15 protein-coding genes and 2 pseudogenes are annotated in these 24,335 nt (G+C 70.5%); 8 read left to right on the plus strand and 9 right to left on the minus strand.

What is annotated here, in order from left to right:
• Together ACFWBY_RS23040 and ACFWBY_RS23045 are read left to right on the plus strand one after the other, a co-directional pair.
• Nucleotides 1–378, plus strand: a complete 378-nt coding sequence (locus ACFWBY_RS23040; protein ID WP_385334083.1) for a tail fiber domain-containing protein — start codon at nucleotides 1–3, stop codon at nucleotides 376–378.
• Nucleotides 375–1,052 carry a 2OG-Fe(II) oxygenase gene (locus ACFWBY_RS23045; RefSeq protein WP_385333851.1) on the plus strand — a complete coding sequence of 226 codons (678 nt, stop codon included), beginning with the start codon at nucleotides 375–377 and terminating at the stop codon, nucleotides 1,050–1,052. The genes ACFWBY_RS23040 and ACFWBY_RS23045 overlap by 4 nt, the downstream gene beginning before the upstream one ends.
• A gap of 33 nt (nucleotides 1,053–1,085) precedes the next feature.
• Here ACFWBY_RS23045 and ACFWBY_RS23050 read toward each other — a convergent pair whose 3' ends face one another.
• Both ACFWBY_RS23050 and ACFWBY_RS23055 read right to left on the minus strand, forming a co-directional pair.
• Nucleotides 1,086–1,289 carry a helix-turn-helix domain-containing protein gene (locus tag ACFWBY_RS23050; RefSeq protein ID WP_385334080.1) on the minus strand — a complete coding sequence of 68 codons (204 nt, stop codon included), beginning with the start codon at nucleotides 1,287–1,289 and terminating at the stop codon, nucleotides 1,086–1,088.
• A 168-nt stretch (nucleotides 1,290–1,457) separates the two neighbouring features.
• Nucleotides 1,458–1,915: pseudogene (locus ACFWBY_RS23055) on the minus strand (IS5 family transposase); the annotation flags it as partial.
• Between the two features lie 593 nt (nucleotides 1,916–2,508).
• Between ACFWBY_RS23055 and ACFWBY_RS23060 the strand changes: the two are divergent.
• Together ACFWBY_RS23060 and ACFWBY_RS23065 are read left to right on the plus strand one after the other, a co-directional pair.
• Complete coding sequence (locus tag ACFWBY_RS23060) at nucleotides 2,509–3,861, plus strand: erythromycin esterase family protein (protein WP_385333849.1); 1,353 nt, start codon at nucleotides 2,509–2,511, stop codon at nucleotides 3,859–3,861.
• A gap of 56 nt (nucleotides 3,862–3,917) precedes the next feature.
• Entirely contained in the window at nucleotides 3,918–4,058 is a 141-nt protein-coding gene (locus ACFWBY_RS23065) for a hypothetical protein (RefSeq protein ID WP_385333845.1), read from the plus strand.
• A gap of 502 nt (nucleotides 4,059–4,560) precedes the next feature.
• Here the strand turns inward: ACFWBY_RS23065 and ACFWBY_RS23070 are convergent.
• Nucleotides 4,561–5,514 (minus strand): hypothetical protein, encoded by a 954-nt coding sequence (locus ACFWBY_RS23070; protein ID WP_385333842.1) that lies wholly within the window; start codon nucleotides 5,512–5,514, stop codon nucleotides 4,561–4,563.
• Between the two features lie 91 nt (nucleotides 5,515–5,605).
• Between ACFWBY_RS23070 and ACFWBY_RS23075 the strand changes: the two genes are divergently transcribed.
• On the plus strand, nucleotides 5,606–9,829 hold the full coding sequence (locus tag ACFWBY_RS23075; protein ID WP_385333839.1) for a S8 family serine peptidase: 4,224 nt from the start codon (nucleotides 5,606–5,608) through the stop codon (nucleotides 9,827–9,829).
• 736 nt (nucleotides 9,830–10,565) lie between these two features.
• On the opposite strand, the gene ACFWBY_RS23080 is transcribed toward ACFWBY_RS23075, so the two are convergent.
• Complete coding sequence (locus ACFWBY_RS23080) at nucleotides 10,566–13,424, minus strand: hypothetical protein (RefSeq protein WP_385333836.1); 2,859 nt, start codon at nucleotides 13,422–13,424, stop codon at nucleotides 10,566–10,568.
• Between the two features lie 638 nt (nucleotides 13,425–14,062).
• A complete protein-coding gene (locus ACFWBY_RS23085) occupies nucleotides 14,063–15,043 on the minus strand; it encodes a GNAT family N-acetyltransferase (RefSeq protein WP_385333834.1) in 981 nt (326 codons plus the stop codon).
• A gap of 197 nt (nucleotides 15,044–15,240) precedes the next feature.
• Between ACFWBY_RS23085 and ACFWBY_RS23090 the strand changes: the two genes are divergently transcribed.
• Nucleotides 15,241–15,486, plus strand: a complete 246-nt coding sequence (locus tag ACFWBY_RS23090) for a hypothetical protein (protein ID WP_385333831.1) — start codon at nucleotides 15,241–15,243, stop codon at nucleotides 15,484–15,486.
• A 394-nt stretch (nucleotides 15,487–15,880) separates the two neighbouring features.
• Here the strand turns inward: ACFWBY_RS23090 and ACFWBY_RS23095 are convergent, their stop codons facing one another.
• The 4 genes from ACFWBY_RS23095 to ACFWBY_RS23110 form a co-directional block, all read right to left on the minus strand.
• The gene (locus ACFWBY_RS23095) at nucleotides 15,881–16,165 is read right to left on the minus strand and encodes a chaplin (protein ID WP_385333828.1); all 285 of its coding nucleotides are present in this window, start codon (nucleotides 16,163–16,165) and stop codon (nucleotides 15,881–15,883) included.
• 494 nt (nucleotides 16,166–16,659) lie between these two features.
• Nucleotides 16,660–17,664: a TauD/TfdA family dioxygenase gene (locus tag ACFWBY_RS23100; RefSeq protein ID WP_385333825.1), complete on the minus strand. Its 1,005-nt coding sequence runs from the start codon at nucleotides 17,662–17,664 to the stop codon at nucleotides 16,660–16,662.
• A gap of 41 nt (nucleotides 17,665–17,705) precedes the next feature.
• On the minus strand, nucleotides 17,706–18,719 hold the full coding sequence (locus ACFWBY_RS23105) for a hypothetical protein (RefSeq protein ID WP_385333822.1): 1,014 nt from the start codon (nucleotides 18,717–18,719) through the stop codon (nucleotides 17,706–17,708).
• Nucleotides 18,720–19,243: 524 nt separating this feature from the next.
• A complete protein-coding gene (locus ACFWBY_RS23110) occupies nucleotides 19,244–19,675 on the minus strand; it encodes a cupin domain-containing protein (RefSeq protein WP_385333819.1) in 432 nt (143 codons plus the stop codon).
• A gap of 292 nt (nucleotides 19,676–19,967) precedes the next feature.
• Here ACFWBY_RS23110 and ACFWBY_RS23115 point away from each other — a divergent pair.
• Nucleotides 19,968–20,518: pseudogene (locus tag ACFWBY_RS23115) on the plus strand (isochorismatase family protein); the annotation flags it as partial.
• 416 nt (nucleotides 20,519–20,934) lie between these two features.
• Entirely contained in the window at nucleotides 20,935–24,321 is a 3,387-nt protein-coding gene (locus ACFWBY_RS23120; protein WP_385333816.1) for a PQQ-binding-like beta-propeller repeat protein, read from the plus strand.
• The last annotated feature ends 14 nt before the right edge of the window (nucleotides 24,322–24,335 follow it).

Consider the following 24,335-nt stretch of genomic DNA (forward strand, 5'->3'; position numbering starts at 1 on the left):
ATGCGGATCCTCCACCGGCGGGCCCGGGCGGCCGGCGACGCTTCTCCGGACCCCGGCGCGGCAGGTACGCGGGACAGCACCGCCGCGGCCCCGGTCGGCGCGGTCAACGGCTTCGCCGTCCTGGAGACCGTGGCCGCGCTACCGGTCAGCACCTGGCGCTACCTCTGGGAGCCCGACGACGTCCTTCACCTCGGGCCGATGGCCCAGGACTGGCACGCCGCTTTCGGCTTCAACCGGGACGACACCAGGATCCCCGTCGTCGACGGCCTCGGCGTGGCCCTGGTCTGCATCCAGGCGCTCCACCGCCACGTGGAGGAACTCCAGGCCGAAGTGACTCGGCTGCGCGAGACCACGACCCCGTCCGAGGTGGGGCGATGACGGCGGACAGTCTCTCGCCGGTGTCCACGGACGCGATCTGGCGGCTTCCGGCAACGGTCTGCCGCATCACCGGGTTCCTGGGCGAGTGGACGGCCGGCCTCCTGCTGGACCGCGCCATCGCCTCCACGGGCGACCGGCTGAAGCCATCCATGGTCCGGGACCGGGAACTGGACCCCGACCTGCGCAGGTCCAGGTCGTGCCCCGACTTCGAGGCGCCCGAGCTACTGGCGGCCATTGACGACGTCCGGGAGGCGGTCGAGCACACGCTGGGAGTCGACTGCCGCTACACCGAACCCCGTTACGGCCTCAACGTGCACAACGACGGGGACTTCTACCGGCCGCACCAGGACACCAGCGCCGCGTACGCCACCCGACGTCTGCTCACCTTCGTCTACTACCTGCACCGCACGCCCCGGCCGTTCGGCGGCGGCGAGCTGCGCGTCTTCGACGCCGTCCTGCCCCTGCACACCGAGACGACCGGAGAGTGGGAGGAACGCACCTGGCGGGACTGGGAGCCCGAGCACGACAGCATCGTGTTCTTCCTGCCCACCGCCTGGCACGAGGTGCGACCGGTCGTGTGCCCTGGCAAGCAGCACGCGGACAGTCGCTTTGCCGTCAACGGCTGGTTGTGCGGGCCCGACCCGACGCAAGGCGGGGGCGACCAGTGCCGGTGAGAAGCGGGCCACAGCCTCATCCGCCGGCAGGGGCTAGCGCGTTGTCCACGCGCGTTCGCCGGGGTCGATCAGGCGGCGCCGCGAGGCTGTGGTCACCGGGACGGCCTCCCGCCCACTGAGGTCCAGCGCTGCCAGGCCCTTCTCGTTGAACGCGTGGATGACGTCCCGAACGGTGTCCTCATGAGCGGCGACCAGCTGGGCGATCGCCGTCGCCGGGGTCCCCGACGCCGACGCCATGATGATCAAAGCCCTTCGGACGCGCACCGACTCTCGTCTGCCCCGCCGGACGCTCCGCTGCAGCCTCTGTCCCTCTTCATCGGTCAACCGCCTTGCCCTGACCGGCTCTGCCATCCACGACCTCACCCTCGACAGCGATTGCGTTGCCATCGAGAGTGAGGCTGGCAGACGGCCGTCGACGGCGAGGTGGACCTTAGTGGTCAGCCCGCCCCGGGACCGGCCGAGGGCCTGATGCGCCTGCGAGCGGCCCGGATCTTCCAGTTCGTCCCCGTCTGCGGCCCCTTTTTGCGGGCGCCGGCCGCGTGCTGGTGGGCACGGTTGATCGTCGAGTCGACGGAGACGGTCCACTCCACCCGGCCCACCGCGTCGTCGCGGACCTGGACGTGCTCCGGCAGCTTCGCCCAGGTCCCGTCCGCTTTCCAGCGGGCGAACCGCTCGTAGACGGTCTGCCAGGGTCCGTACCGCTCGGGCAGATTGCGCCACGGAGCCCCGGTCCGCAGCCGCCACAGCACCCCGTTGACCACCTGCCGGTGATCACGCCACGGACGACCACGCCCATCCACCCGCGGCAACAGGGGCTCTATTCGCTCCCACGCCGCATCCGTCAACTCACCTCGACCTGCCACAAAATCAATGATCTGGGTGCTCACGCTCGGACTCCCGCGCGGGGTCCGTCACGAAACGGCTCAGCCGGTAGGTAGTCGGCAGCGCCAGGCGCCCGCACAGCGTGTCGATCCGGATCATCGAGCCGTCGACTCCTGCCTCCCGAAGACGGCGCAACCGCGTACGCATCTCCGCCTGGTCCCGAGTCTCAACGACCACTTCCCACTGTCCCGCGTCCGGCGCGGTGCGAGCAGCAAGCCGCTGCCGCGCGTCCTCTTGCCGCCGCCTTCTTTTCCCCTGTCCTGGCACCTGCCCAGAATCACTGGCCAGCGTCAGGGCGGCAAGGCAATTGGACCGAGCACGCACATCCCCGCTCGGTGATCATTTGTCAGACAGCCCTTAGCGGGCGTGGTGGTGCTGCCGCTGCCGACCGTTGTCCCGGTCCTGTACGCCCCCGTGGCGCCGTCACCGGCGAGTTCGCACCCCGGGGCGAGCCCCATCAAAGCTCGGGGGGGTTACCCCCCGTACGTCTCGGAGGTTGACCCCCTTTCGTGGCTGGGCATTCGAGGCAAAAATTCTCTCAAGTAACAGAAACGCAATTTGAGGAACAAAGCACATGGATGGACGCTGGAAGGGCATTGGCCGACGGGGACTGCTGGCCACCGCAGTGGCAGTGATGGGAGCGGTTCTCATTCCTGTGGCGGTTCACGCGGCACCCGCTGACATGGCTCAGGCGAAGCAGGGCGAGGTCCGCGCGCTGGAGCGCGCGGCGCACCCCCTGCGCTCGACGGAGCCGGGAGGAAACACGGCTGACCTGCGCCCTCTGGCCTCGATGGTCGGCGATGCCAAGGTGGTCGGCCTCGGTGAGGCCACTCACGGCTCCCACGAGTTCTTCACGATGAAGGATCGGGTCTTCCGATTCCTCGTGGAAAAGAAGGGGTTCACCACTTTCTCCCTCGAGATGAGCTGGCCCGCAGGGCTCCAGATCGACGACTATCTCCAGACCGGCAACGGAGACGTCCGTGAGATCGCCAAGGAGGCGTTGGGCAACTCCCCGTGGGAGCGGGAGGAATTCGTGAGCCTCCTCGAATGGATGCGAGATTACAACCGCAGCCACCCCGGCCGTACTGTCCACTTCATGGGCAACGACGTCGGCGCACCCAAACTGAGCGACGAGTTCTTCGGCAAGGTGACCGGCTACGTGCAGCGCAATAATCCAGCGGCGCTGCCACGGCTCAACGAGCTCTACGCCGGCCTGCGCCCGATCGACGACGTCTTCGCCTACCTGGCCAAGCCGCTCGAGGAACGCCGGCAGCTCGCCGCGAAGGCACAGCAGGCCCTGGAACTGGTCAGCAGCCGAAAGGGCTCGGACACGGAGGCCTTCACGTGGGCTGAGCAGAACGCCCGGTCCATCGCCCAGACCACCAAATTCCTCACGATGGACCTCACGGACCCCAACTCGGTGGCTACCTCCCAGCGCTTCCGCGACGAGGTGATGGCCCAGAATGTCACTTGGTGGCAGCAGCAAACCGGCGGCAAGGTGCTGCTGTCGGCACACAACGACCATGTCGGCTACATCGCCAGTGACGCCAAGATGTATCCCAAGACACAGGGATCGTTCCTGCGCGACACGATGGCCAACGATTACCTCCCGATCGGCTTCACCTTCAACGAGGGCTCCTTCCTGTCGAAGGACGCGGCCCTCGGCGGCGAATGGAAGAAGTTCACCGTGGGCGCCGCCGGCCCCGGCAGGAACGAAAACACCCTCGACCAGGTACGTCACCGGGACTTCTACCTCGACGTCCGCCACGCCCCGGCCACCGCGCGTGCCTGGCTGGACATCGCCCGGCCCACACTCAACCTCGGCACCCAGTTCCCCGCCGAACCGCGCGATGTGGCACTCGCCAAGTCTTTCGACGTCCTCGTCCACCTGCACAAGGTCCGGGAGGCTGACGCTCTGAAGCCCTGACTGTGGTCCCTGGGTCGTGAGAGACACCTGATGGCGGTCCGTCTTCCCCGGACAGCATGACCTGCCAGTACGCGACCACCTGGGTAGCCACCAAGCTGCGCTGGGGCCTGGCCGCGGAAGACGCCGAACGGCAGGCGCTCCTGGGTCTGGTGGAGGACTGCCCCGACACCACGGTCGTATACGAGCCCGTCTCTTGATCGAACGGACACGGAGCCGGTCCCTTGTGTCAGATCTGTGAGGGCCTGCGATCCGCGGCGTGAGAGACCGCCTCTGACGCCCCCGCGCGGGCCGCCACCACACCGGTGGCGGCCCGCGCCGTCCTGCTGATGTGTGAGGGGTTGACACGTCGGCCGTGGTTCCGGCTGGGAGAAAGGGGCGGGATGGAGAGCCCCAGGAGCTGGTGGAGCGCAGGTGTCGGGCTGTGCGATGTGGCGGCCTGCGGCTTCCCGGACAAGGCGGCGGAGCAGGCCGTTGAGCTGGTCGAAGTCTCTGACCGCCGGAAGCTGTCGGCCGTCGAGCCGCTGAAGGACCTGCGTGAACTCATCGTTTTGACCAGTCCGATGAGTACTCGGGTCAGGTTGCCGATGCCGGCATCACGGACGATGAGCCCGTCCGAGACCCAGAGCAGCGGCCTCCCAAAGCGCTCGTGGCCGGTGGCGGGATCACCGCCAGGTGCGTCTGCCCCGGGCCGGTGGCGGGTCAGATCCAGCCGCGGCGGACCGCGACGACGCCGGCCTGGAAACGGTTCACCGCGCCCAGGAGTTCGTGGAGGCGGCTCATGCGTCGGCGCATGGTGCGGACCGACCAGCCGAGCTGGCGGGCTATGGCCTCGTCCTTGAGGCCGCTGACCAGCAGGGTGAGCACCAGGCGGTCCTCCTCACCGAGCGGGTCCTCGGCGGGCACGTCGAGCGGCAGTGCCTGTTTCCAGCACAGCTCCCAGTAGTCCGTGAGGGCGTCCAGCAGGGCGGAAGGGCGGATGACCGCAGCGCGCACGCCGTCGAGGTCCAGGGAGAGCGGCATCAGCGCCAGCCGGCGATCCGCGATGGCCAGTTTGATCCGCAAGCCCGGCATCACCCGGGCCTGCTCGCCGCGGCGCACGAGTCCGCGGATGTCCTCGAGCACCCCCGGCCACTCCAGCGCCTCGGGGGCGTAGACCGCGCGGTAACGCACGCCGCGCCCCAGCGCCGTGCTCTCCACCGGGTTGGAGGTGGTCAGTGCGTACGGCGGCCGGTCCAGTGTCATGACGTCCTCGCGCGCCTCCTGCTGGAGGCGGACGAACCAGCGGCCGAGCGCCTCGCGGCCGGTGGCGATCTCCACCTCATCCTCTCCTGCGGTGCCGGCCTGAGCCGCCGCAAAGAGGCGGGACAGCTCGCCCGCCGCCGAACGGACCCGGTCCAACTCCGCGGCCCTGGTGCGTACCAGGGACTCGACCGCGGCTCCCGGCTCGATCGCCGCGTACCGGCGGCGGACGCCCGCGAGCCGCCCGACCAGGCCGTGGTCGTGCAGCCGGTCCAGCGCCCTGGCGGCGCGGAGAGGGGAGCAGCCGAGGTCGGCGGCGAGCTCGGTCGGGACCGCCGTACGCCGGGTCAACACGGCCCTGTAGACGCTCTCGTCGAACGGATCGATACCTGCGGCGGTGAGCTCGTTCGTCATATGCGGATACTGGCCCACTTGTGCCAGCGGCAGCAATGGGCCGACAGAAGCCGTTGTACGGAGAGTGACTTCGGCGCTAGGACTACTACCCATGGCCAAGAACCCACGAAGAATCCGACGCCTGGTGGCCGTCACGGTCACCACCGTCGCGCTCGCCGGGACGCTCACCGCGATACCCGGCACCGCGACCGCGCAGTCACCCGACCCGAACCAGCGGGTCATCGTCGAACTGTCCGGGGACGCCGCCGTCGCAGCCGCGCCCGGCGGCTCGCTCACATCCCTGGCCGCCGGCACCGCCTCCGCCGTCGGCGACGCCCGGCGGGCCCTGGCGGAACGGCAGGACGCCTTCGTCGGAACGGTGCGGAAAGCCGGACTGCACCCCGCCTCACCCCGCCAACTCGGCCTGCTCGTCAACGCCGTGGCGATGACGGTGCCCGCCTCCGAGACGGCGCGGCTGGCCGCGCTGCCGGGCGTCATCGCCGTCCGGCCCGACACCCGGATTCAGGTGCGCACGGACAGCAGCGTGCCGCTGACCGGCGCGCCCGAGGTGTGGAAGCGCGAGGACCCGGCCGGGGTGAAGGCCACCGGCAAGGGCACCGTCGTGGCGGTCCTGGACAGCGGCGTGGACTACGGCCACCCCGACCTGGGCGGCGGCTTCGGCAAGGGCCACAAGGTCGTCGGCGGCTTCGACTTCGCCAATGGCGACGACGACCCGATGGACGACAACGGTCACGGCACCCACGTCGCGGGCATCATCGCGGGCAAGGCGGCCAAGAAGGGAGGCGTCACCGGCATGGCGCCCGACGCGCGCCTACTGGCCTACAAGGTCACCGGCGCCGACGGCAGCGGCTACACCTCCGACATCATCGCCGGCATCGAGGCGGCGGCCGACCCGGCCAACCCCCACCCGGCCGACGTCATCAACATGAGCCTCGGCGGCCCCGGTGACGGCACCGACCCGCTGGGCCGCGCGGCGACCGCCGCCGTGCGGGCCGGAGTGGTCGTCGTCGCGGCGGCGGGCAACGACGGACCCGGCAGCGGCACCGTCAACAGTCCGGCGTCGGCCGACGGCGTCATCGCGGTCGGGGCCTCCACCAGCGGGATGCGGACACCCAGCGCGTACCTGGCGGGCAAGGAGCCCGAACTGATCCAGACGTACCGGGGCATCCTGTCCGCGAACCCGCCCCGGGAACCGGTCACCGCGCCGCTCGTGGACGTCGGCGCGGGCACCGCCGAGGACTGGAAGCGGATCGGTGACGTACGGGGCAAGATCCTGCGGGCCGACGTTCTCGTCGCACCCGGTACGGACGTCCTGAGCCAGAGCGACATCGACTGGGCACGCGAGGCCGAGAAGCGCGGCGCGCTTGCCGTGCTCGGCGGCCTCCCGGCCCACGACGGACCCGTGCTCGCCGCCACCCCGGGAACGGTCGAGGCCCCGGCGACCCCCGCCCGCCCCGACCTCACCCGGACCGCCGCCTCCGGCGACTCGTTGCGCATGGACCGCCTGGTCGTCATGGGCATCGACACGACCCAGTACGCCCAGCTGAGCCGTGAACTGGCCGCCGGCCAGGTGTCCGTCACCCTGCGCGGCACTGACTCCACCGACGAGATCGCCTCGTTCTCGTCGCGCGGACCCGGCACCGGCTTCGGCCTCAAGCCCGACTTGGTCGCACCCGGCGTGGAGATCCGCTCCGCGATCCCCACCTCGATGTACGAACCCGGCGTCTACCGCATGTCGGGCACCTCGATGGCGAGCCCGCACGTCGCCGGAGCCGCCGCCCTGCTGCGCCAACTGCGCCCGGACCAGGACCCCGACGGGATCAGGTCCGCGCTGGTCGGCACCGCGAAGCAGCTCGCCGGCACCGGCCCCACCGTCCAGGGCAGCGGACGGCTCGACGTGGCCGCCGCGGCGTCGGCCACCCTCAGCGCCTTCCCGACGACCGTGTCGTTCGGCCTCGCCGACCTGGCGGACAGGACCGTCGGCGGCACCGCGAAGGTACGCCTGGCCAACCCCGGAAAGGAGCCGCTGACCATCACCCTCAGCAGTACCGGGCCCACCACCGTGTCCCCGGCGCGGGTCACCGTCCCCGCCGGGGGGTCCTCGACCGTCTCTGTCACCCTGCGCGCCGACCGCCCGGCCACCGACACGGAGATCAGCGGCCAGATCACGGCCACCCCCGCGCGCGGCCCGGCCCTCCGGGTGCCGTACCTGCTCGTCGTCCGGCACCTGGTCGTCCAGGCGTCCCCCGACCCGAGCGACGGCCGCTCCACCGTGCACGTCGCCGCCCCGGCCGCCCTGAACGCGCCGCCGGAGATCACCGTCACGCCGCCGCACGGCAAGGCCTTCACACTGCCCACCACCATGAACGGCGCCGGCTACTACCAGGCCGACGTGACCGGGAAGGCGGCCGGCGCCTACCAGCTGGCCGTGCGGGCCACGACCACCGACGGCCGGCGGATCACCGGAGCCGGCGCCTTCGAGGTCACCCCCGTCGGCAGCCGCGGCGACCGCTGGGAGCCCGTCGGCCCGAACAGCGAGGCCGGCCACGTCGCGCTCTCGCCCGCCCGGCCGAAGCAGGCCGTCGTGACCCAGTTCCGCAAGGCCGCCCCCTGGCTGACCACCGACGGAGGCGCCAACTGGCGCCAGGTGGGCCGGCTGCCCATCGCCGACGGCAACGGCACCGGAGCGGTCGTGGTCGACGCCCACCGCCCCGACCGCTGGTGGTACGCCGTGAACACGGCCGGCGACCCCACCCGCCGGGGCACGATCCTGCGCACCGACGACAACGGCCGTACCTGGCGCAAGCTCGACGTGCCCGACGCGCACATCGACGAGTTCGTCGCGGACGAGCAGACCCGTACCCTCGCCGCGATGGTCGACGGCACGCTGCTGGTCAGCACGGACGCGGGCGACAGTTGGGCGACGTACCCCACCGGCGTGACCGGTGACGTCCGCGACGCCACCCTCGTCGGCGACACCCTGTACCTGGCGACCTTCGACAGCGTCTGGCGGATCGACGGCGTCGGCAAGGGCGATCCCGGTACGGCGCACCTCGTCCTCGACGAGCCGGTGAGCACCATCCGCGGCATGGCGGCCGACTCCACCGTGGTGGCGGCCTACGTCCCCGGTACGGGCGTCCGCGGCTCCTACGACAAGGGCCGCACCTGGTCCACCCTGCTGCCCCTGGCGGAAGGCGGCAACGGACTGTCCGCCTCCGGCGGCGACCTGTACTTGCGCGCGCTGTTCGGCGCCGGGCAGGTGAGCCGCGACCACGGCAAGACCTGGAAGCCCGTACCCGCCCCCTCGAAGGCCGCCATCGCGATGGACTACGACCGCTGGGCCGACGGCTCGGTGACCGTGTCCAGCGAACAGGACGGCCTGTACCGCGGCTCGGCCGACGGCACCGGCTACCGGAGGATCGGCGTCCAGGGCCTGACCACCTTCGCCCTCGCGGCCAGCGGCGACCAACTGCTCGCCGGAACGGTGAGCGGCACCTACCGCACCGCGATCCCCGTCGCCGGCCCCGAGTGGGGCCAGTCCGGTGCAGAGGGCAGGACCGGTCGTCTCACCTCGCACATCGCCGTCTCGCCCAAGGACACCAAGGTGGTGTGGCAGGTCCGGCGCACCGCGACCGGCCTCTTCGAGGTCTCCCGCAGCGGTGACGCCGGCCGAACCTGGCAGGTGAAGGGCACGTCGTCGGAGATACCGACCTCGATCCTGGTCCACCCGGCCGACCCGGACCGGGTGGCGATCAGCTTCAGGAGCATCCTCGGCGACGGGCTGTTCGCGACTTCCGACGGCGGCAGGACATGGAAGAACCTCTTCCATGAGAGGTCCTTCGATGCCATGGCCGGTGACCCGCGCGACCCGCGGCGCCTCTGGCTCGGCAACGCCTCGGGCCTCTACCGCTCGGACGACGGCGGTGTCACCACGACCAAGGTCGCCGAAGGCCCCGTCTCCGCGATCGTGATGGACGGTCGACGCCTGGTCGTCGGCGGTTCGTCCGTCCGGGTCAGCACCGATGGCGGCAAGACCTTCCGCACTGCCGACACCGGCCCGCTCGCGGTCCACGTCTCGGACCTGCTGCGGGTCGGCGGTGCGCTCTACGCGGCCACCGCCGGCTCGACCGCGTCCGGACTCGTCCAGGGCGGCCGGGGCGTACTGCGCAGCACCGACAACGGTCTCACGTGGGAGAACATCTCGAGCGGTTTGCAGAACACCGACACCACCAAGCTGGCCGCCGCCCCCGACGGCCGCACGCTCTACGTCGGCGCGGTCGACGGCGGGGTACACCGCCTGAAGCTGCGCCGCTGACCCACCCTGCGCGTGACGAGCGTGACCGTATGACCGGCACGTCCGTATGACCGGCGCGAGCATGTGACCGGAACACGCCGACCGGGCCCGGAAGTCCCGGGCCCGGTCGGCACCCGTGCGCGTGGCCGGCGGAAGCCGGACGGGCGGCGGCCGCGAAGCACCGCAGCAGGTTCGGCATCGGGCCCCGCCGGTAACCGGGCGGCTTCCGCCTTCGGCCAATCTGACATTCCCCCACTGACCCAACGCCGTGCCTGCTGTTCGCCGCCCACGGCGCCCGCCACACCTTCGAGTACGAGTTGGCGACCATCCGGCAGGGCCTGCTGCACTGCGCGCTGACCGTCGGTGTCCTGCGCAAGGCCAAGGGACCTGGACGACGACACCGCCGTACGGTCGGGGCCGTCACCACCGGCGTCCTGCCCGACCTCGTGTTCGAGGCGCTGGACGGTGGCCGAAAGTGGCGTCGAACGCCACGCGCCCGGCGGGGGAGTGGACCTGGCGCTGAAGGGCGCGGGCGTCAAACTCTCGCGGTGCACCGTGCTCGCCCAGCTGATGCGGATGCCGCTGCCGCCGCTGGTCACACCCCGGGTGCTGGGGGTGGACGGCTTCGCGCTCCACGGCGACACCTACGGCACCCTCCTGGTCGGCGCCACCAGCCGACTCCCGCTCACACACTGGGAGGGCAGGGACGCCGAACTGCTCAGCCGATGGCTCCGAGAGCATGGGGCAACGGTCCCGGTCAGGTGCCGGGCGTCGGGCCGGGCGGCAGTGGCGCTGCGGCCAGCGGGGAAAGGCCCCAGGCGTGCCTGACCCGGTCGATGAGAACGAGGGCGCTGTACGGCGAGACGGCCAGTTCCAGGCGCATGTCGGCCAGACGTTGGACCGAGCCGTCCGGGTCTGCCAGCGCGACGTCGTGGCTGCGCCGGCGAAAGTCCGCAGGGGTGAAGATCTGAAGCAGGGTGAGCACGTATGCGACGTACGCGCGGGCTTCGGCGATCAGCGGGCGCGTGGCCTCAGGCAAGGCCGCCTCGTCCGGCCCGCCGGATCCCGGCACGCCGGGAGCGGGCAGGGCAGGCGTCGCCGGCGCCGCGAAGTCCCGTAGGGCGCGTACAAGGGCGGCGCCCTGTTCCGGGCGCGCTGCATCCAGCTGCTCGGTGAGGATCCGGTAGTCGACCATGACCGGGGCTGTCTCGGCTGTCCACGGCTGCGCGGCGAGCAGGGTCCGGAAGCCGGCCAGGGTGTCGGACAGTTCCTCGGCCAGCATCACGAGCGCGATGTCGCGCAGTTCCACGTACGGGGTACTCTGGCGCAGCTCGACCAGGCTGAGCGCGTAGCGGATGAGGTCCCGCGGGATGCCTCCGGACAGGGCGTGGGCGAGGATCGCGTACGGCAGGGGGAGCCGGGGCACGCGCTCCTCCAGGATCGCCACCGACTCGGCAGGCGTCATAGGGCGGACGTGCACGACGTCGTCGAAGGCGCTGTCCGTGGTGTCGCGGTACGGCATGCCGCGGCGTACGAATCCCGCGCTGACGTCCTCGGCCACCGACACCAGGCAGTAGACCCGCGGTACGCCGAGGATCGCCTTGACCTCGCCGAGGAACGTCCGCGCCTGTGCCGGGGTGGCCATCCGGTCCAGTTCGTCGATGCACAGGAACAACCGCCCGTCGCCCTGCCCGCCCAGCTCCTCCGCGATCGCCCCCACCAAGGACCGGAACTCCGCGACCAGCTGGGGGAAGTTCGGCGGCAGTGTGGAGAGGGTGGAGCCGTGCGCGCTCCCGAACGGGGTCCCGGGGGCGAGGCTGAGGGCGGCGGACGTGCCTTGGACCGTGCGGAGCCGGAAGAGCTGGTCCAGGCAGCGCCTCGTCAGGTCGGTCTGCGTCGCGTGCCGCTTGCGCCGCTCGAAGGAACAGTGGACGAGCAGCAGTCCGAGCAGGAGCACCGCGAGCCGGCCGGGGTTTTCGGCGTCGGACACGACCGGCCGGGTCGTCGGGTAGATCTTCATGCACCCGATGCAGGCCAGTCCCGCCGCGGTCAGCGCCACCAGCACGCGATCGCTTGCGGTCAGACGACGAGGGAAGTGCGAATACGTGACGAGCAGGAACGCGCACAGCGGTACGAGCAGCGTGACGAGGACGGTTGTCAGCCCATCCGAGGGCGCACCCGGTCGGCTGGTCCAGCTGGTTCGGTCGGGCACGATGTCGACGGCGTCGTACACGGCCACCAGAGCGTCCAGGACCGGCACCGCGACCAACAGCCAGCCGAGCGCCGACAGCAGCACCCAGCCGGCCCGGCGCTCCTCTCCCAGCCCGAGGAACCTTCGGAAGCGACCCGGCGCACGAAGACCCCACACCAGGAAGCTCGTCCAGGCGACCATCAGGCTGACCATGACGTACTGACCGCGCCAGAGCTCGCCCACCACGTGGGTAGCGTCCTGGGCGACACCCGTCGCGAAGGACATGAGGCCCGAACGGTGCCCGTTCCACCAAGCGCGTACCGTCACAGCAGCGCCCAGGACGAGTAGGGCGGCGGCGGGCAGGGCGAACAGGAGCCACCGCACGGCGTGGCGGGCCAGGCCCGCGGTTCGGCGGCCCAGCCGTACGAAGCCCGACAGCCGGGTGAAGTCGGGCACGGGTTGCCCGCTCCGCCGCAGGTACTGCTCGCACACGCCGACCAGGCAGGACAGCAGGAAGTCGTACGGGGTGTAGGCGGCGGGTACGGCGACACGGATCACCAGGTCGGGTTCCGCGACTTCCGCCGTCGCGGGCCGGAGCAGCCTGCTCGCGGCGTCCAGGAGAGTGGTCTTGCCCACGCCGCGCGGACCGCTGAGCGCGATGGTGCCGCCGTCGATCAGGCTCAGCTTGCGCGCCAACTGCCCGGCGCACAGGCTCCGTACGAAGAACCGGGAGTCCCGCCGCGCCCGCAGCCCGTGGTAGCCGTCGTACACGAGCACGGAGTGCGGGTCCTCGCCGAGCAGCGCTTCGATCACCTCGAGGAGGACCTGGCGCATGCTGCGGGCGGTGAACTCCGCTGCAAGCCGCCGCAGGGCGGCGTCGGCGTAGCCGGTGGCCGCCCACACCCCCAGGCGGAAGCGGACGTAGACGGGCATGTTGCGCAGCTGCCGGTATGCGCGAGGGCGGCGCCACAGCCAAGCGCCCACGGCAGGCGCGGCCACCACCGCTGCTACCCGCGAGGTGGACCAGAAAACGCCGGACCCGTTCGCGCTGACAAGCATGCCGACCATGACCAGGAGGGTTGCCACCGTGGCCGGTTCCAGCCCGATCTGGGCCCGGGCGCGGGCCAGGCGCCGCCGGTGCCTCACCCGCTCGTCAAGCGTCGAGCAGACGGCCTCGTGGTCGACCCTGGCAAGGAGCAGAACCCGTTCCACGGCGGCGGTTCCGTGCATGGCCGCGCGCACCGCGTCCGCAGTGACCTCCGGGCGGATCTGCAGCCGGTCGACGGTGGCTGGTTCGGCCAAGAGCTCCTCGACGCTGTTCCGGTAGACGGCGGCCTCCGCCGCGTAGCGCCAGCCGCGGAAGGACGAGAGCGGAAGCGCCGTGTCCGGCGTCGCCACCTCCGACGGTATCGCGATCGCGGTCATCACTCAGCTCCTCCCCACGGCGCAACCAGGCGAGCGTAGAACGACGGACGAGCGTCGCGCAGACGAACCCGCCATCCGGCTGCGCGGGCGGCGGCTGACGCCTGCCGGGCGCCGAGGCATTGCGCAGCAACAGCCCCATCAGATCTGTGAATGGGTCTGGTGGTGGCACCGGATGGGCGTCAGCGAGGACGGAGCGGTTGTCCCTGCTCGCGTTGCGCAGTGGTAGTGATCACGGCTGTCACGGGGTGACCAGCCGACTGCCGGGGAGTGACTGTGTGCAGGCGAATCGGCTGCCACCAGGGCACATTCACAGTGCCCGAGGCCTGGACCGTGACGAGCAGGCGCTCGCGCAGCTGGAGTAGGAGCTCGGTGTGCTCGGACGCATGGGAGGGGTACGTCCTCGGCGGGCCCGCTGCCGGCCTCAGGGTGGGGCATCCGTCCGCGTCGGCCTCTCTGCGGGCTGTGCAGTGGCGTTTCACCTCCGAACCGAAAGTCACATGATCAACGACTTCTGTTAGGACCTCTAAGCCGAGGTCAGCGCCGCGACACTCGGCGACACCGCGAGGCTGTCCGGCCGGTCGGGCCAGGCGACGGCGCAGTCCACCAGAAGCTGGAGCCTGGTGGCCAGACGGGTGGTCTCAGCGCCAGTCGTCGATCACATAGGCGTCGGGGTGGCTGTAACCGGGCTCGTTGGGCCGGTGCATCGTGACGCCCTGCAACCCAGTGCGGAAACCACGGTCGATCATGCGTCGATAGGCATCCGGGCGGCCCAGATTCATCCCGGCGTCCAGCTGACTCAGCCCGCGCTCGGCCGCCAGTTGTTCACATGCGTCGAGCAGTCGCTCGAAGCGGTCGGCGGCCTCCGGGCCAGGGCGTACGGTGCCAAATTTGACGAAACACACGTCCTCGCCGGCCTCCGATCCGGCTCCGCAGTGGCAGACGGCCAGGCCATCGAGCTCGGAGCCGCCGCCCTGGAGCAGGATGGTGTCACCGAGTCCCTGCGTGTGCACGGAGACGATCTCGCGTTCCAGGTCCAGGCCCTCGTACACGGCCCCGGTCAGTGCGCGACAGGCACTGAGGCAGGCGGGCTGCTCGGCGGCAGGCAGCTCGCTGTACATCACCCGGCCGGGGACCGCGGAGCCGCCCGCGACTTGCTTCTTCATGATGGCCGTGAGGAAGCGGGGCCAGAACCCGTACTTGCGGTAGAGCTCAAGGTGCTTGGGACTGTGCGAGAAGGTGAACAGGCCCAGGTGGCGGTTTCCCCAGGTGTCGAAGCAGTCCATGACCGGATCCATGAGGCGCTTGCCGACGCCCTGGTCCCACAGGTCCGGACGCACGGTCAACGGTCCGAAGTACCCGACGCTGCCCCAGTTGGCGGCGAAGTTCGATCCGGCCAGTTCACCCTCGATCGTCGCTGCGAAGGCCGCTTGCGGATCGGCCGCCCAGCGTGTGCGGACGTAATCGGCGGTCGCGAAGAACGTCTTCGGCTCGGGGACCCCGAGGAACGTCCCGAAGGCGACCCGGAAGATCTCATCGGCCTGATCCAGGTCCGCCTCGGCCAACGGGCGGACTGACACCAGGCCCGCGACGGTCTTCCGCTCCGCTGCCGGTGAGGTCATCGCTCTCTCCTTCTCGGACCCCCGTTTCATCACACCACGAGCAGCACCGCAGGGCGATGCGAAAGATCCCCCGACAGCGGAGGCCGGTGACCAGGCCCGATTGCCTTGCCTTCCCGCCCGTGAGCGCAGGACGCCGACACCGATCACCCGGGTCGGTTCAGTGCTCGGGCGAGTTCGCGATGGGCTGCCCGTGCTGCTTGCAGGTCTTCCGTTCGTTCGTCGAGCTGGCCCTGCAGATCGACTACTTGCTGTTGGAGAGTGGTGATCTGTCGTTGCAACTGGTCGATGTCGACGGAGTCACCGCCGAACGGGTCGGCTACTGGGCCGCCCGCGGCACCGCGGGCGACCTCGACACCGCACAGGCCGCTGCCGCCCTCGGACTCGACGAAGTTGCCGCACGCAGACTGATGGCACGCTTCGGGCGCCGGAGCCCCTACCGCTGACCGCTACACCGGGCGGGTTGGCGGCCTGCCCGGGCCGGCGTGCGAAGGAGGACCGGGCGGGCTCCGCAGACCAGCCTGCCAGGACAGCGCGCGTGGACGTGGTGGCCACGCGATGCCCGGGCGCGGGGGCGGGATCCGCTCTGGCGGCAGTAGAACCGGGCCGCCCAACCACCCACTGCGACAGAGGTCCGGCGCGTTGACCGGGCGGAGTGGAACCTCCTGCCCGTGGCCTGGCTCGGCTGGCTGCGCCGCACCGGATCTCGTCATGAGACCGGCCTCCCCTTGGAGGATGAGGGGAGGCCGGTCTGTGCAGGGCTTTGTGGTGCGGCTGGTTCAGATGGTGGTGCTGGATGTCACGGCGCGATGAGCGCGCCGGGTCCAGGATCTGGTGTGGTCAGTTCTTGCCGTGGTGGTCGGCCTTGTGGTGCCCGTCCGAGCCGCCATTGTTGATGCACACGTTGCCGAAGGCAGGGTTGAGGGCCCCGATGATGTTGACGGTGTTGCCGCAGATGTTGATCGGGATGTGGATGGGGGCCTGGAGGACGTTGCCGGACAGGACGCCGGGGGAGCCGATGGCAGCGCCCTCGGCCGCGGCGTCGGCGGCGGCCATGCCGGCCCCGCCTGCCAGGGCAGCACCAGCGGCGGCGATAACGGCTACGGTCTTGGCGATACGGAACATCAAGATCTCCTTGAACTCACTGTGCCGCGGGAGTACGGCACGGACGACGTCCCCCACAACGGCCGAAGCCGCCCGCCCGTCACGGACGATGGGCCGAACGGTGAGCTCTTTCAGCCTTGCCGCCGCTCCAGCACCGGCGAAGACCGCCTTGCGACCGACTACCGTGACTGTTCGAGGTCGATTACCTCACCGCCGCACGAGTGGAAATCTGTCGTGGCTGGAGTAGATTACGACGCAGCCGAGCTGCGCCTCCGGCGGAGTACGTCGCTCCGATCGGGGCCGGTGGCGGGCCCTTGCCCTCAACGCCTGCCCGCGTTCGGGTCCAGGTCTCCGCGACGGCGGCCCGTTCCCGCTCCACCACCACGCTGGCTGCCGTGGCCTACGCGGTGACGGTGGCGGCTAGTGTCTGCCACACGCGTACTGTGCGGCGCCCTGTCAAGCCTCCGCCCCTCGCTCTGCGGCGGGACCGCGGGTTGGTGTTTCCGGGGGATGGGTCACCGGGCGAGTACGTGGCCGTCGTGGGGGCGGTGGTCGCGGGAGCGGCGCAGGTCGGTGGTGACGTAGGTGCGTTGCAGCCAGCGGTCTGCTCCGTCGTAGCGGGGGTGGAAGGCGGTGCGTCCGTGGACGGTGACGCGGTTGTCGATGATGACGAGATCGCCGGGTGTCAGGCGCAGGGTGTGGGCGGTTGCCTCGCAGGCGCGGCCGAATTCGCCCAGCGCTGCGGCGGCTCGGGGGGTGAGTGGGGTGGTGACGAGTTGAGCCATGCGTATGTCGGGGTCCTCCGCTGCTCCGGAAAGCACCGGTCGCGGCTTGGCGTCTGCCTTGCTCGTGGCGGAGTCGGGGCTGAAAGAAGGGGGTGGGGTGGTGGTGAACTCCGGTGTGAACAGGGCCTGGCGGTCGGCCGGGGTGAGGAGAGTCAGTGCTTGGCGGATGCCGGCGATGCGCATGCCGGCGATCCGGTCGTGGTCGGCGCGCAGGCACAGGAAGATCACATAGTCGGGTGGGTGGGGGTGGAAGCCGTTCTCGGTGTGGAAGGACAGCGGAACCGATCCTGCGTTGCCGTGGAAGGTCTCTTGCCCGGGCACGGGTACGACGTCCTGCACGAGGGCGCCGGACTTCTCAGCCCGGTAGGCGAGAGGCTCCCCGAGCCCACAGGCCACCATGGTGAGCACAGCGGCCGGGATGGTGGCCTTGCGCTGGACCGAGCCGGCTACGGTCGGTGTCGGGGGCAGGGCCGCCTGGTCGACGGGCATACCGCCGATCACCAAGGTGCCCGTCGGGCCGGAGTGCCGTCGAAACCGGCGCACCTCGCGGCGCAGCCCTATCGGAAGGTCCTCCCAAGAATCCCGGGCCAGCGCCACCCACTCGGGGCTGTCGACCTGGTCGTTCCCGCCGGTGCACAAGGTGCGGGCCACTCGCTCGCACGCATCGGTTTCCACCCGGTCAAGCTCCCGGCCGGGGCCGCTGCCGTGGGTGGTGTCGGGCATCGTCTGGGCCATGGAAGTCTCCTGCCGGGGATGTGGGCGGCGCACGCTGGGGCTCATGTGTGGCGCAGGCCGGCCACGGCGTCGGCGATGTAGTGGTCCCCGAATCGGATCAGGGAGGCGTACTGGGCAGCCCGTCGATGCCGCATGAGCCGCAGTTCGGCGACGGCGTTGTCGGGCCCTTCCGGTTTCTGAGCGATGGAACGATCCAGATGCACCATCGAGTACGCGAGGGTGACGTGCCGTTCACCATCGACGATGTCGGCCTCCAGGAGAGCGCCCCGCGCTTCGGCCAGCTCCGGGGCCCGCGTCGCCAGATCCTCGTAGGAGTCGGGAACGATGGACAACAGGTCTCGCATCGCCGCCCGGAACAGCTTGTATCCGCGGTGCTGGCGGCCGCTCAACGGGATGTCCACCGACGGAGGTGCCATGGTCTGGCGTATCGCCGCCATGTAGTAATCGGCCGGGATCGTACTGGCGTGGGTCATGGCCGCGGGGAAACCGCGCACGTACACCGTCGCGTCGGCCAGCCTCAGCAGCGCGGCGTCGCTGTCACCGTGGCGCAGGTGGCCGGCGGCGTCGGCCACGGCGACCGCGGCACAGACATTGAACAGGACATGGACCTGGTGGCCGATGAGCCACCGAGCGGTCCACACCTCCTCCAGCGACGCCCTCGTACCGGGCTCGGGAACGGCCACAGGTGGGTCGGAGTCACGGCCGGTGCCCGGCTTCGCGCCGGTGAGGTCGACTACCGCCTGGCGCATCCCGGCCAGCTCCAGTGCCAGGTCTGCGCCCGACAGTGGCGCATCACAGAGGTCTTGAAGACCGCGGTGGATGACCAGGACACCGTGCAGCGCGGCCTGCTGATCGGACAGTTCTTTTTCACGGACCCGGAAGAAGGATTGGCTGGTCGACTCGGCCGGCAGTCCCTCACCCGCCACGGCCGGCGCCTGATCCGACAGCGCGGCTGCCAATTCACCAGCAGCAGACGCGGCATGCCGCAGTACGAGGGTCCGCTCGACAGGTCTGGCATGGGTCGCCGCCCCGGCCAACACGCGCGCGGTGCGCACCGCCGCACCATCGACCCGTGAACCCAGAGCCGGGGTGGGGCGCCCGCCTCGGGGCAGGCGAAAGACGGCGACAGCAGGATGACCGGCAACCAGCGATAAGCCCATAGTCACAGATCTTGGTCATGAACACTTCACCCCAAACCTCGAACCACGCCATTCTCCGAACGGCGCAATGGAGAGAAGGGCAATTCCGGCGAAGCGTGATTTACCAGGCGGGAACTGGAGAGGCTCGACCCTAACCGGCACTTGGCTGTTTGCCTCAGCCGACAGGTGCCGGCGCCCAGCCCTCGCGAAGGCTGCGCTTCGGGCTCCCCCTGTCCGGAGACGAAGGGGCACATTCGGCGGAAGCGGCAGCGGCGGCAAGCAACAGCCGGCCTGCATTGCGCGGAGGGCTGCGTCAAGGCCGCCTGCCACCCCTTGGCACGCGGGCGCCCGAATTGGCGCGGGTGGGTCGGCGACGGTCTCACGCGTGCCGCCGACGTCACCGGATCCGCCGGTCCGCTTCCTGGTTCGGGTCCGGTGCTTCAGCCTGCCCCGACGGGCAGCGGCCCGACTCGGGACTCCAACCACACCGGCAGGTCCAGGAGCCGGACGCCTTCCTGTTCGTTGGGGTCGGTCCGTGCGACCAGGCACACCATGTCCTGGGTGCCGGGGTTCACCGGCATGTGGGGAGTGTCGGCCGGGATGTGGATGTAGTCGCCCGCCTGCAGAAGCACATGCTCAACCAGTCCCTCTCCGTGCCAGACCTCGACCTGGCCGGACTGGATGAAGATGGCCGACTCGTGACCCTCGTGCAGGTGAGGCCGCCCGCGGGTCCCGGCCGGCATCACCAGGCGGTGGAGGCACAGTCGCTCCGCTCCCGCCGACTGGGCGCTGACACCCGCGCCGAACGTGCCGCCCTGGACACCCTCGTACCGTCCGGTCCGGACGACCGTGCACTGTTTCTGATCTGCCATACGCGCAGTACAACAGGCTGCTCACACTGTTCGATCAGTTCCCGCCACACCTCTCGGCGCCAAGGGCCGACAGACGGAGCCGCAAGATCACGCCTGCAGCCGCCCTCGTGCTGCGTGCCGTCCCGTCGCTGTCCTCAGGCGGAGGTTCACCTTCAAGGGTGCGAATCGTTCCTGCGGTGAACGTCCTCGGCTGTGCGGGTGAGCGCAGGTCGCCACGTCTTCGGCGGAGACGAGGAGACGAGGAGACCGGCAGAAGACGGGAGTCGTTCCGTCGTCTTGAGAGGTGCTCCTGATGAGCCGAGGCTTGATCGTCGTGGATGTGCAGAAGGACTTCTGCGAGGAAGGCGGCGTTCCCGTCGCGGGAGGCGCGCAGATCGTCACCCGCGATCGCCGAGCTGGTGGAGCAGAGCGCCGCGGGCGGTGACTGCCAGTACGTGGTGGCCACCCGTACCATCGCATCGACCCGGGCAGCCACTTCTCCTCCAGCCCGGACTTCAAGGACAGCCTCCGCGTCCACTGCGTGGCCGGAGACGAAGGCGGCGAGTTCCACCCGAAGCCGCCCCCACCGCGGCCGGCAGGCAAAGTCCATGCCGTCTTCTTCGAGGGCGCCCACAGCGACTCCAAGAGCGGCTTCGAAGGCGCCGACGCCGAAGGAACATCCCTCGCCGACTGGCTGCGCGCCCGCGGGGTGAGGATGTCGACGTGGTGGGCATCGCGACCGACCACTGCGTGCGCGCCACCGCCCTGGACGCCGCCGGGGCGCGATTCAACACCCGGGTACGCATGGACTACTCGGTCGGCGTCGCCCCCGAGACCATCTCGGATGAGGCCCGGGCGCGGGGACGCACTGCTGCGCTCATGCCTCGCCGGAGGGGCGTTTGCGCGTCCCGTGGCCGGCCAGGCGAAGATGCTCCGCCTACACGTCGTCCCGGGGCGTCGTCCTCAGCCGCCTTCACTCGACTGAGAGCGAGCGGCTCGACTCGTGAGCAGCACGTAGACCCCGCCCCGGGAAAGGAGGTAGCGCCGCCGCCGCTGCACTGTCGATGTGACCGGGCTCGAACCTCCCCGCGGCCACAGCGACCGTACCGGTGATGGCCATCACCAGGGAGCCGGGGCATAACCCGAGCGCCTGAAGGCATGTCTCTGGCGCCCCGCGCGACCCAACAGTCACAATCGGGACGCTGAACATTCGTGGGCGGCTCCGTGAAGTCGTTCAATACTGACCGGTAGACGAACACCCGATCACTAGCGTCTGCCGCATGAAGCACATACACAGAGCAGCCGGGCTCGCCCTCGCGCTGCTGTTGCTCGTGCTGGGCACAGGTGCCCAGACCGCGTTCGCGCACGTCACGCGCGAGCACGCCGAACTCGTGGTCGCACCCGGTGACAACGTCACCAGTGGCCGCCTCATCGTGCACACCGCCGTGGTCGCTCCGGAGCAGGCCGGTGCGTGGGCAGCGGGGCTGCTCTCGGCCCCGTGCCCGGCCGCCGGCTCGGGGGTGCCCGGCGACAGTGGGGGTGTGCCCGGCGGCGTCGTCATCGAGCTGGCGTGGAGCTGCCACGTCGACGCGCTCGACCTGAGCGCCCTCATCGGCAAGGGTGAACTGACCCAGGTCGTTGTCGAGTTCGACGGCACGACCGTCGACGCCTATGCCGCGACCCCGCTCGTCGACGTCCACGGCGCGCACGCCCTGCCGGCCTTCCCCTGGTTCACCGTCGCGCTGGTCGCGGGCGCCTGTGTCGCCGCGCTGCTCGCCGCCTGGCGGATGCCGTCCCTCGTCCGCGGACTGCGCCGTACCCGACGACGCCGGCAGCTGGTGACCGCCGGAGCCGTCGCGCTCTCCTTCCTCGCGCCGCAGGCAGCCTTCGCCGACGACGGCACGGATGCGGCCGGGTCCGGCAACGTCACCGTCACTGTCACTGTCAAGGGCACTGTCTTCAAGGACCGCAACGGCAACGGCCGCCGGGACAAGGGCGAGCCGCCCATGCCGGGCATCGACGTCAACGACGGCGCCGTGTGGACCACGACCGGCGCGGACGGCTCGTACAGCCTGCAGATCGACCCGAAGCGGCGCGAGACCGACCTCGTCGGCATCGTCTCGCCCGACGGATACACGCCGGCGCTGCGCAAGGACTACATCCCGCAGTTCTTCCACAAGGTCCCCGAGGCCGGCGGCACGGGTATCGACTTCGCGCTCGTGCCCGACCGCAACGCCTCGAACCCCAAGGAGAAGTGGGTGATGAACTCCGACTCCGAGGTCGGCAATCGCACCGACGACGAGGCCCGCCGCGCGCTGCCCCAGTGGACCGGCCAGGTCCAGGCGATGTCCGAGGTCGACGGCGCGACGATGCAGATCGCGACCGGGGACCTCACCGTCACGGACTACGCCGCCGAGCCCCGCCGCCAGGGCGCGTACGACCTGTTCAGCAAGGGTTTGGAGGAGGGCCGGCTCGGCCGCCCCTTCTATCCGGTGATCGGCAACCACGACTTCGGCGGCACGGCGACCTCCCAGGGCTACGCCGGCAGCATGGAGTACTACCGCCGCAACCTCGCTCCCGAGTGGTACAGCTTCGACCGGGGCGGCCGTCACATCGTCGTCCTCGAGGACAACTACGACGCCGGGGGGCTGAAGCCGCAGCTGGAGTGGCTGCGCCAGGACCTCGCCCGGCACGCCGCCGGCAAGCAGGTGTTCGTCTTCGCCCACCGCTCGCTGTTCACCCAGTGGGGCCCGGGCGCCGGCATGCAGCCGACGATCGACGAGCTTGCGAAGTACGACGTGCGGATGGTCGCCGCGGGTCACAACCAGCAGGCGGAATTCCGGCGCGGAGCCTTCAAGCGGTCCGTCGAGGTCAACAACCAGGGCACGTACGGCATCGACGGCGCCCACCCCGACTACAAGGTCCTCGACTTCAGCGCCATCACGGACGATCCGAGCACACCGGTCAACGAGGACACCGGCCATGTGTCGGGAATGCACCGGCAGTTCGACATCGACGACGACGCCGCGCTGGTCAGCCCCGCCCAGGGCAGCGTGCACGGCGCCAAGGCCGGAGTGCCCGTCGAGGTGTACGCGGAGGACGACGGCCGCACCCCGGCCAGAGCGGTGCTGACCGTCCGCGACGGCGGCGGCGACCTGGTCAAGCGCGAGGAGGTGCGCTTCGGCCGGGAGGCGTCCCGCCCCGGCATCGAGAACTGCTACACGCCGCCCGGCGGCACGCCGGAGCCCTGCCCCGACGTACACGGCGCCTGGACGAGGGCGAGCGGCACGCTGCGCGGGCTGCGGCCTGGCACGTACACGGCCGAGTCCGTCGCGTACGACACCCGGGGCAAGCAGTTCCCCGTCGTGAAGAACACCTTCGAGGTCGTACGGGACTCCGAGCTCGGCGAGCCCAGGACCGGGCAGGACTGGCTGCGGCAGGGTGGCGACGAGGCCGGGCGGTCCGCGAGCGGCGACGAGCCGGGGGCGCGGCTCGACCTCAGGTGGGCCCGCCACACCGGCGAGCAGTTCAACCTCAACGGTTCGGTGGTCGCGGACGGCAAGCTCATCGTCTCGTCCCGCGCCTTCGACTCGCCGTACAGCATGATGCTCGCGTACGACATCGCCTCCGGCCGTGAGCTGTGGCGTACGTACCTGGACGGTGACGCCGAGTCGGCGCCGACGCTCCACGGCGGCAAGGTCTACCTGACCACGGGCGTCGGCCGGGTTTATGCCCTCGACGCGGTGAGCGGCCGCATCGTCTGGCAGGCGATCGACCGTGAGGAAACCCACGGGGAGACCGTGCGCCGCTACGGCCGCGCGGGCGGACCCGTCAGCGTCTTCGCCCTCGCTGGCGCGGACCACCGCTCGGTCGCCGTCTACCAGGACGCCTCCACGGTCCGCTGCCGGGACTCCGAGACCGGCGGGATGCTGCCGGGCGGCTTCGGCGCCGCGTTCTCCTGGGGCCAGGCGCACAGCACCGTGATCCGTCAGCCCGGTTCCAACACCGCCTACCTGCACTCCATGTCGAGCAACACCGTCATCGCCATGGACCTCGCGACCTGCACCCAGCTGTGGGTGAAGGACACCGCGGGCGACATCGACAGCCATTCCTCGCCCGTCCTGACCGACCCGGCCGCGGGCGGCGAGGCGAAGCTGGTGACGTTCACCGCGTACGGCGTCCGCGGACACGACCCGAAGACGGGCGCGGTGACCTGGGAGTCCAAGCTGGGCGGCGGCAGCACCTGCGAGCCCGGGCGCGCGCCGCTCACCAGCCCGGCCGTGTGGGGTGACAACGCCTATGTCGCGGGCCGGGACGGGGTGGTACGCGCCTACGACACGAGCGCGGCCGATCCGTCGAAGCCGCTGTGGGAGGCAAAGGCCGGCCATCTGGCGGGGGAGAGCCCGCTGGACGACAAGTGGCGTGTCGCCATGGGCTGTTCGGCGGGTCCCGGTTCGCCGACGATGAACCCGCTGGTGACGGACTCCCATGTGTACCTCGGGACGTGGGACGGCCGCCTGCTCGTGCTGGACCGAACGAGCGGAACGCAGGTCGCCTCGTACAACCTCGGCGCGGGAGTGGCCTCGGCCCTCTCCGTGAGCGGTGACTGGGTCTTCGCCCTCACGGACGACGGCACGGTCCACGCGTTCGCCGCCCGCCGGAAGTAGAAGGGAAGCACCAG

Source organism: Streptomyces sp. NPDC060049, from assembly GCF_042736715.1.
In the GTDB taxonomy this organism is placed as follows: domain Bacteria; phylum Actinomycetota; class Actinomycetes; order Streptomycetales; family Streptomycetaceae; genus Streptomyces.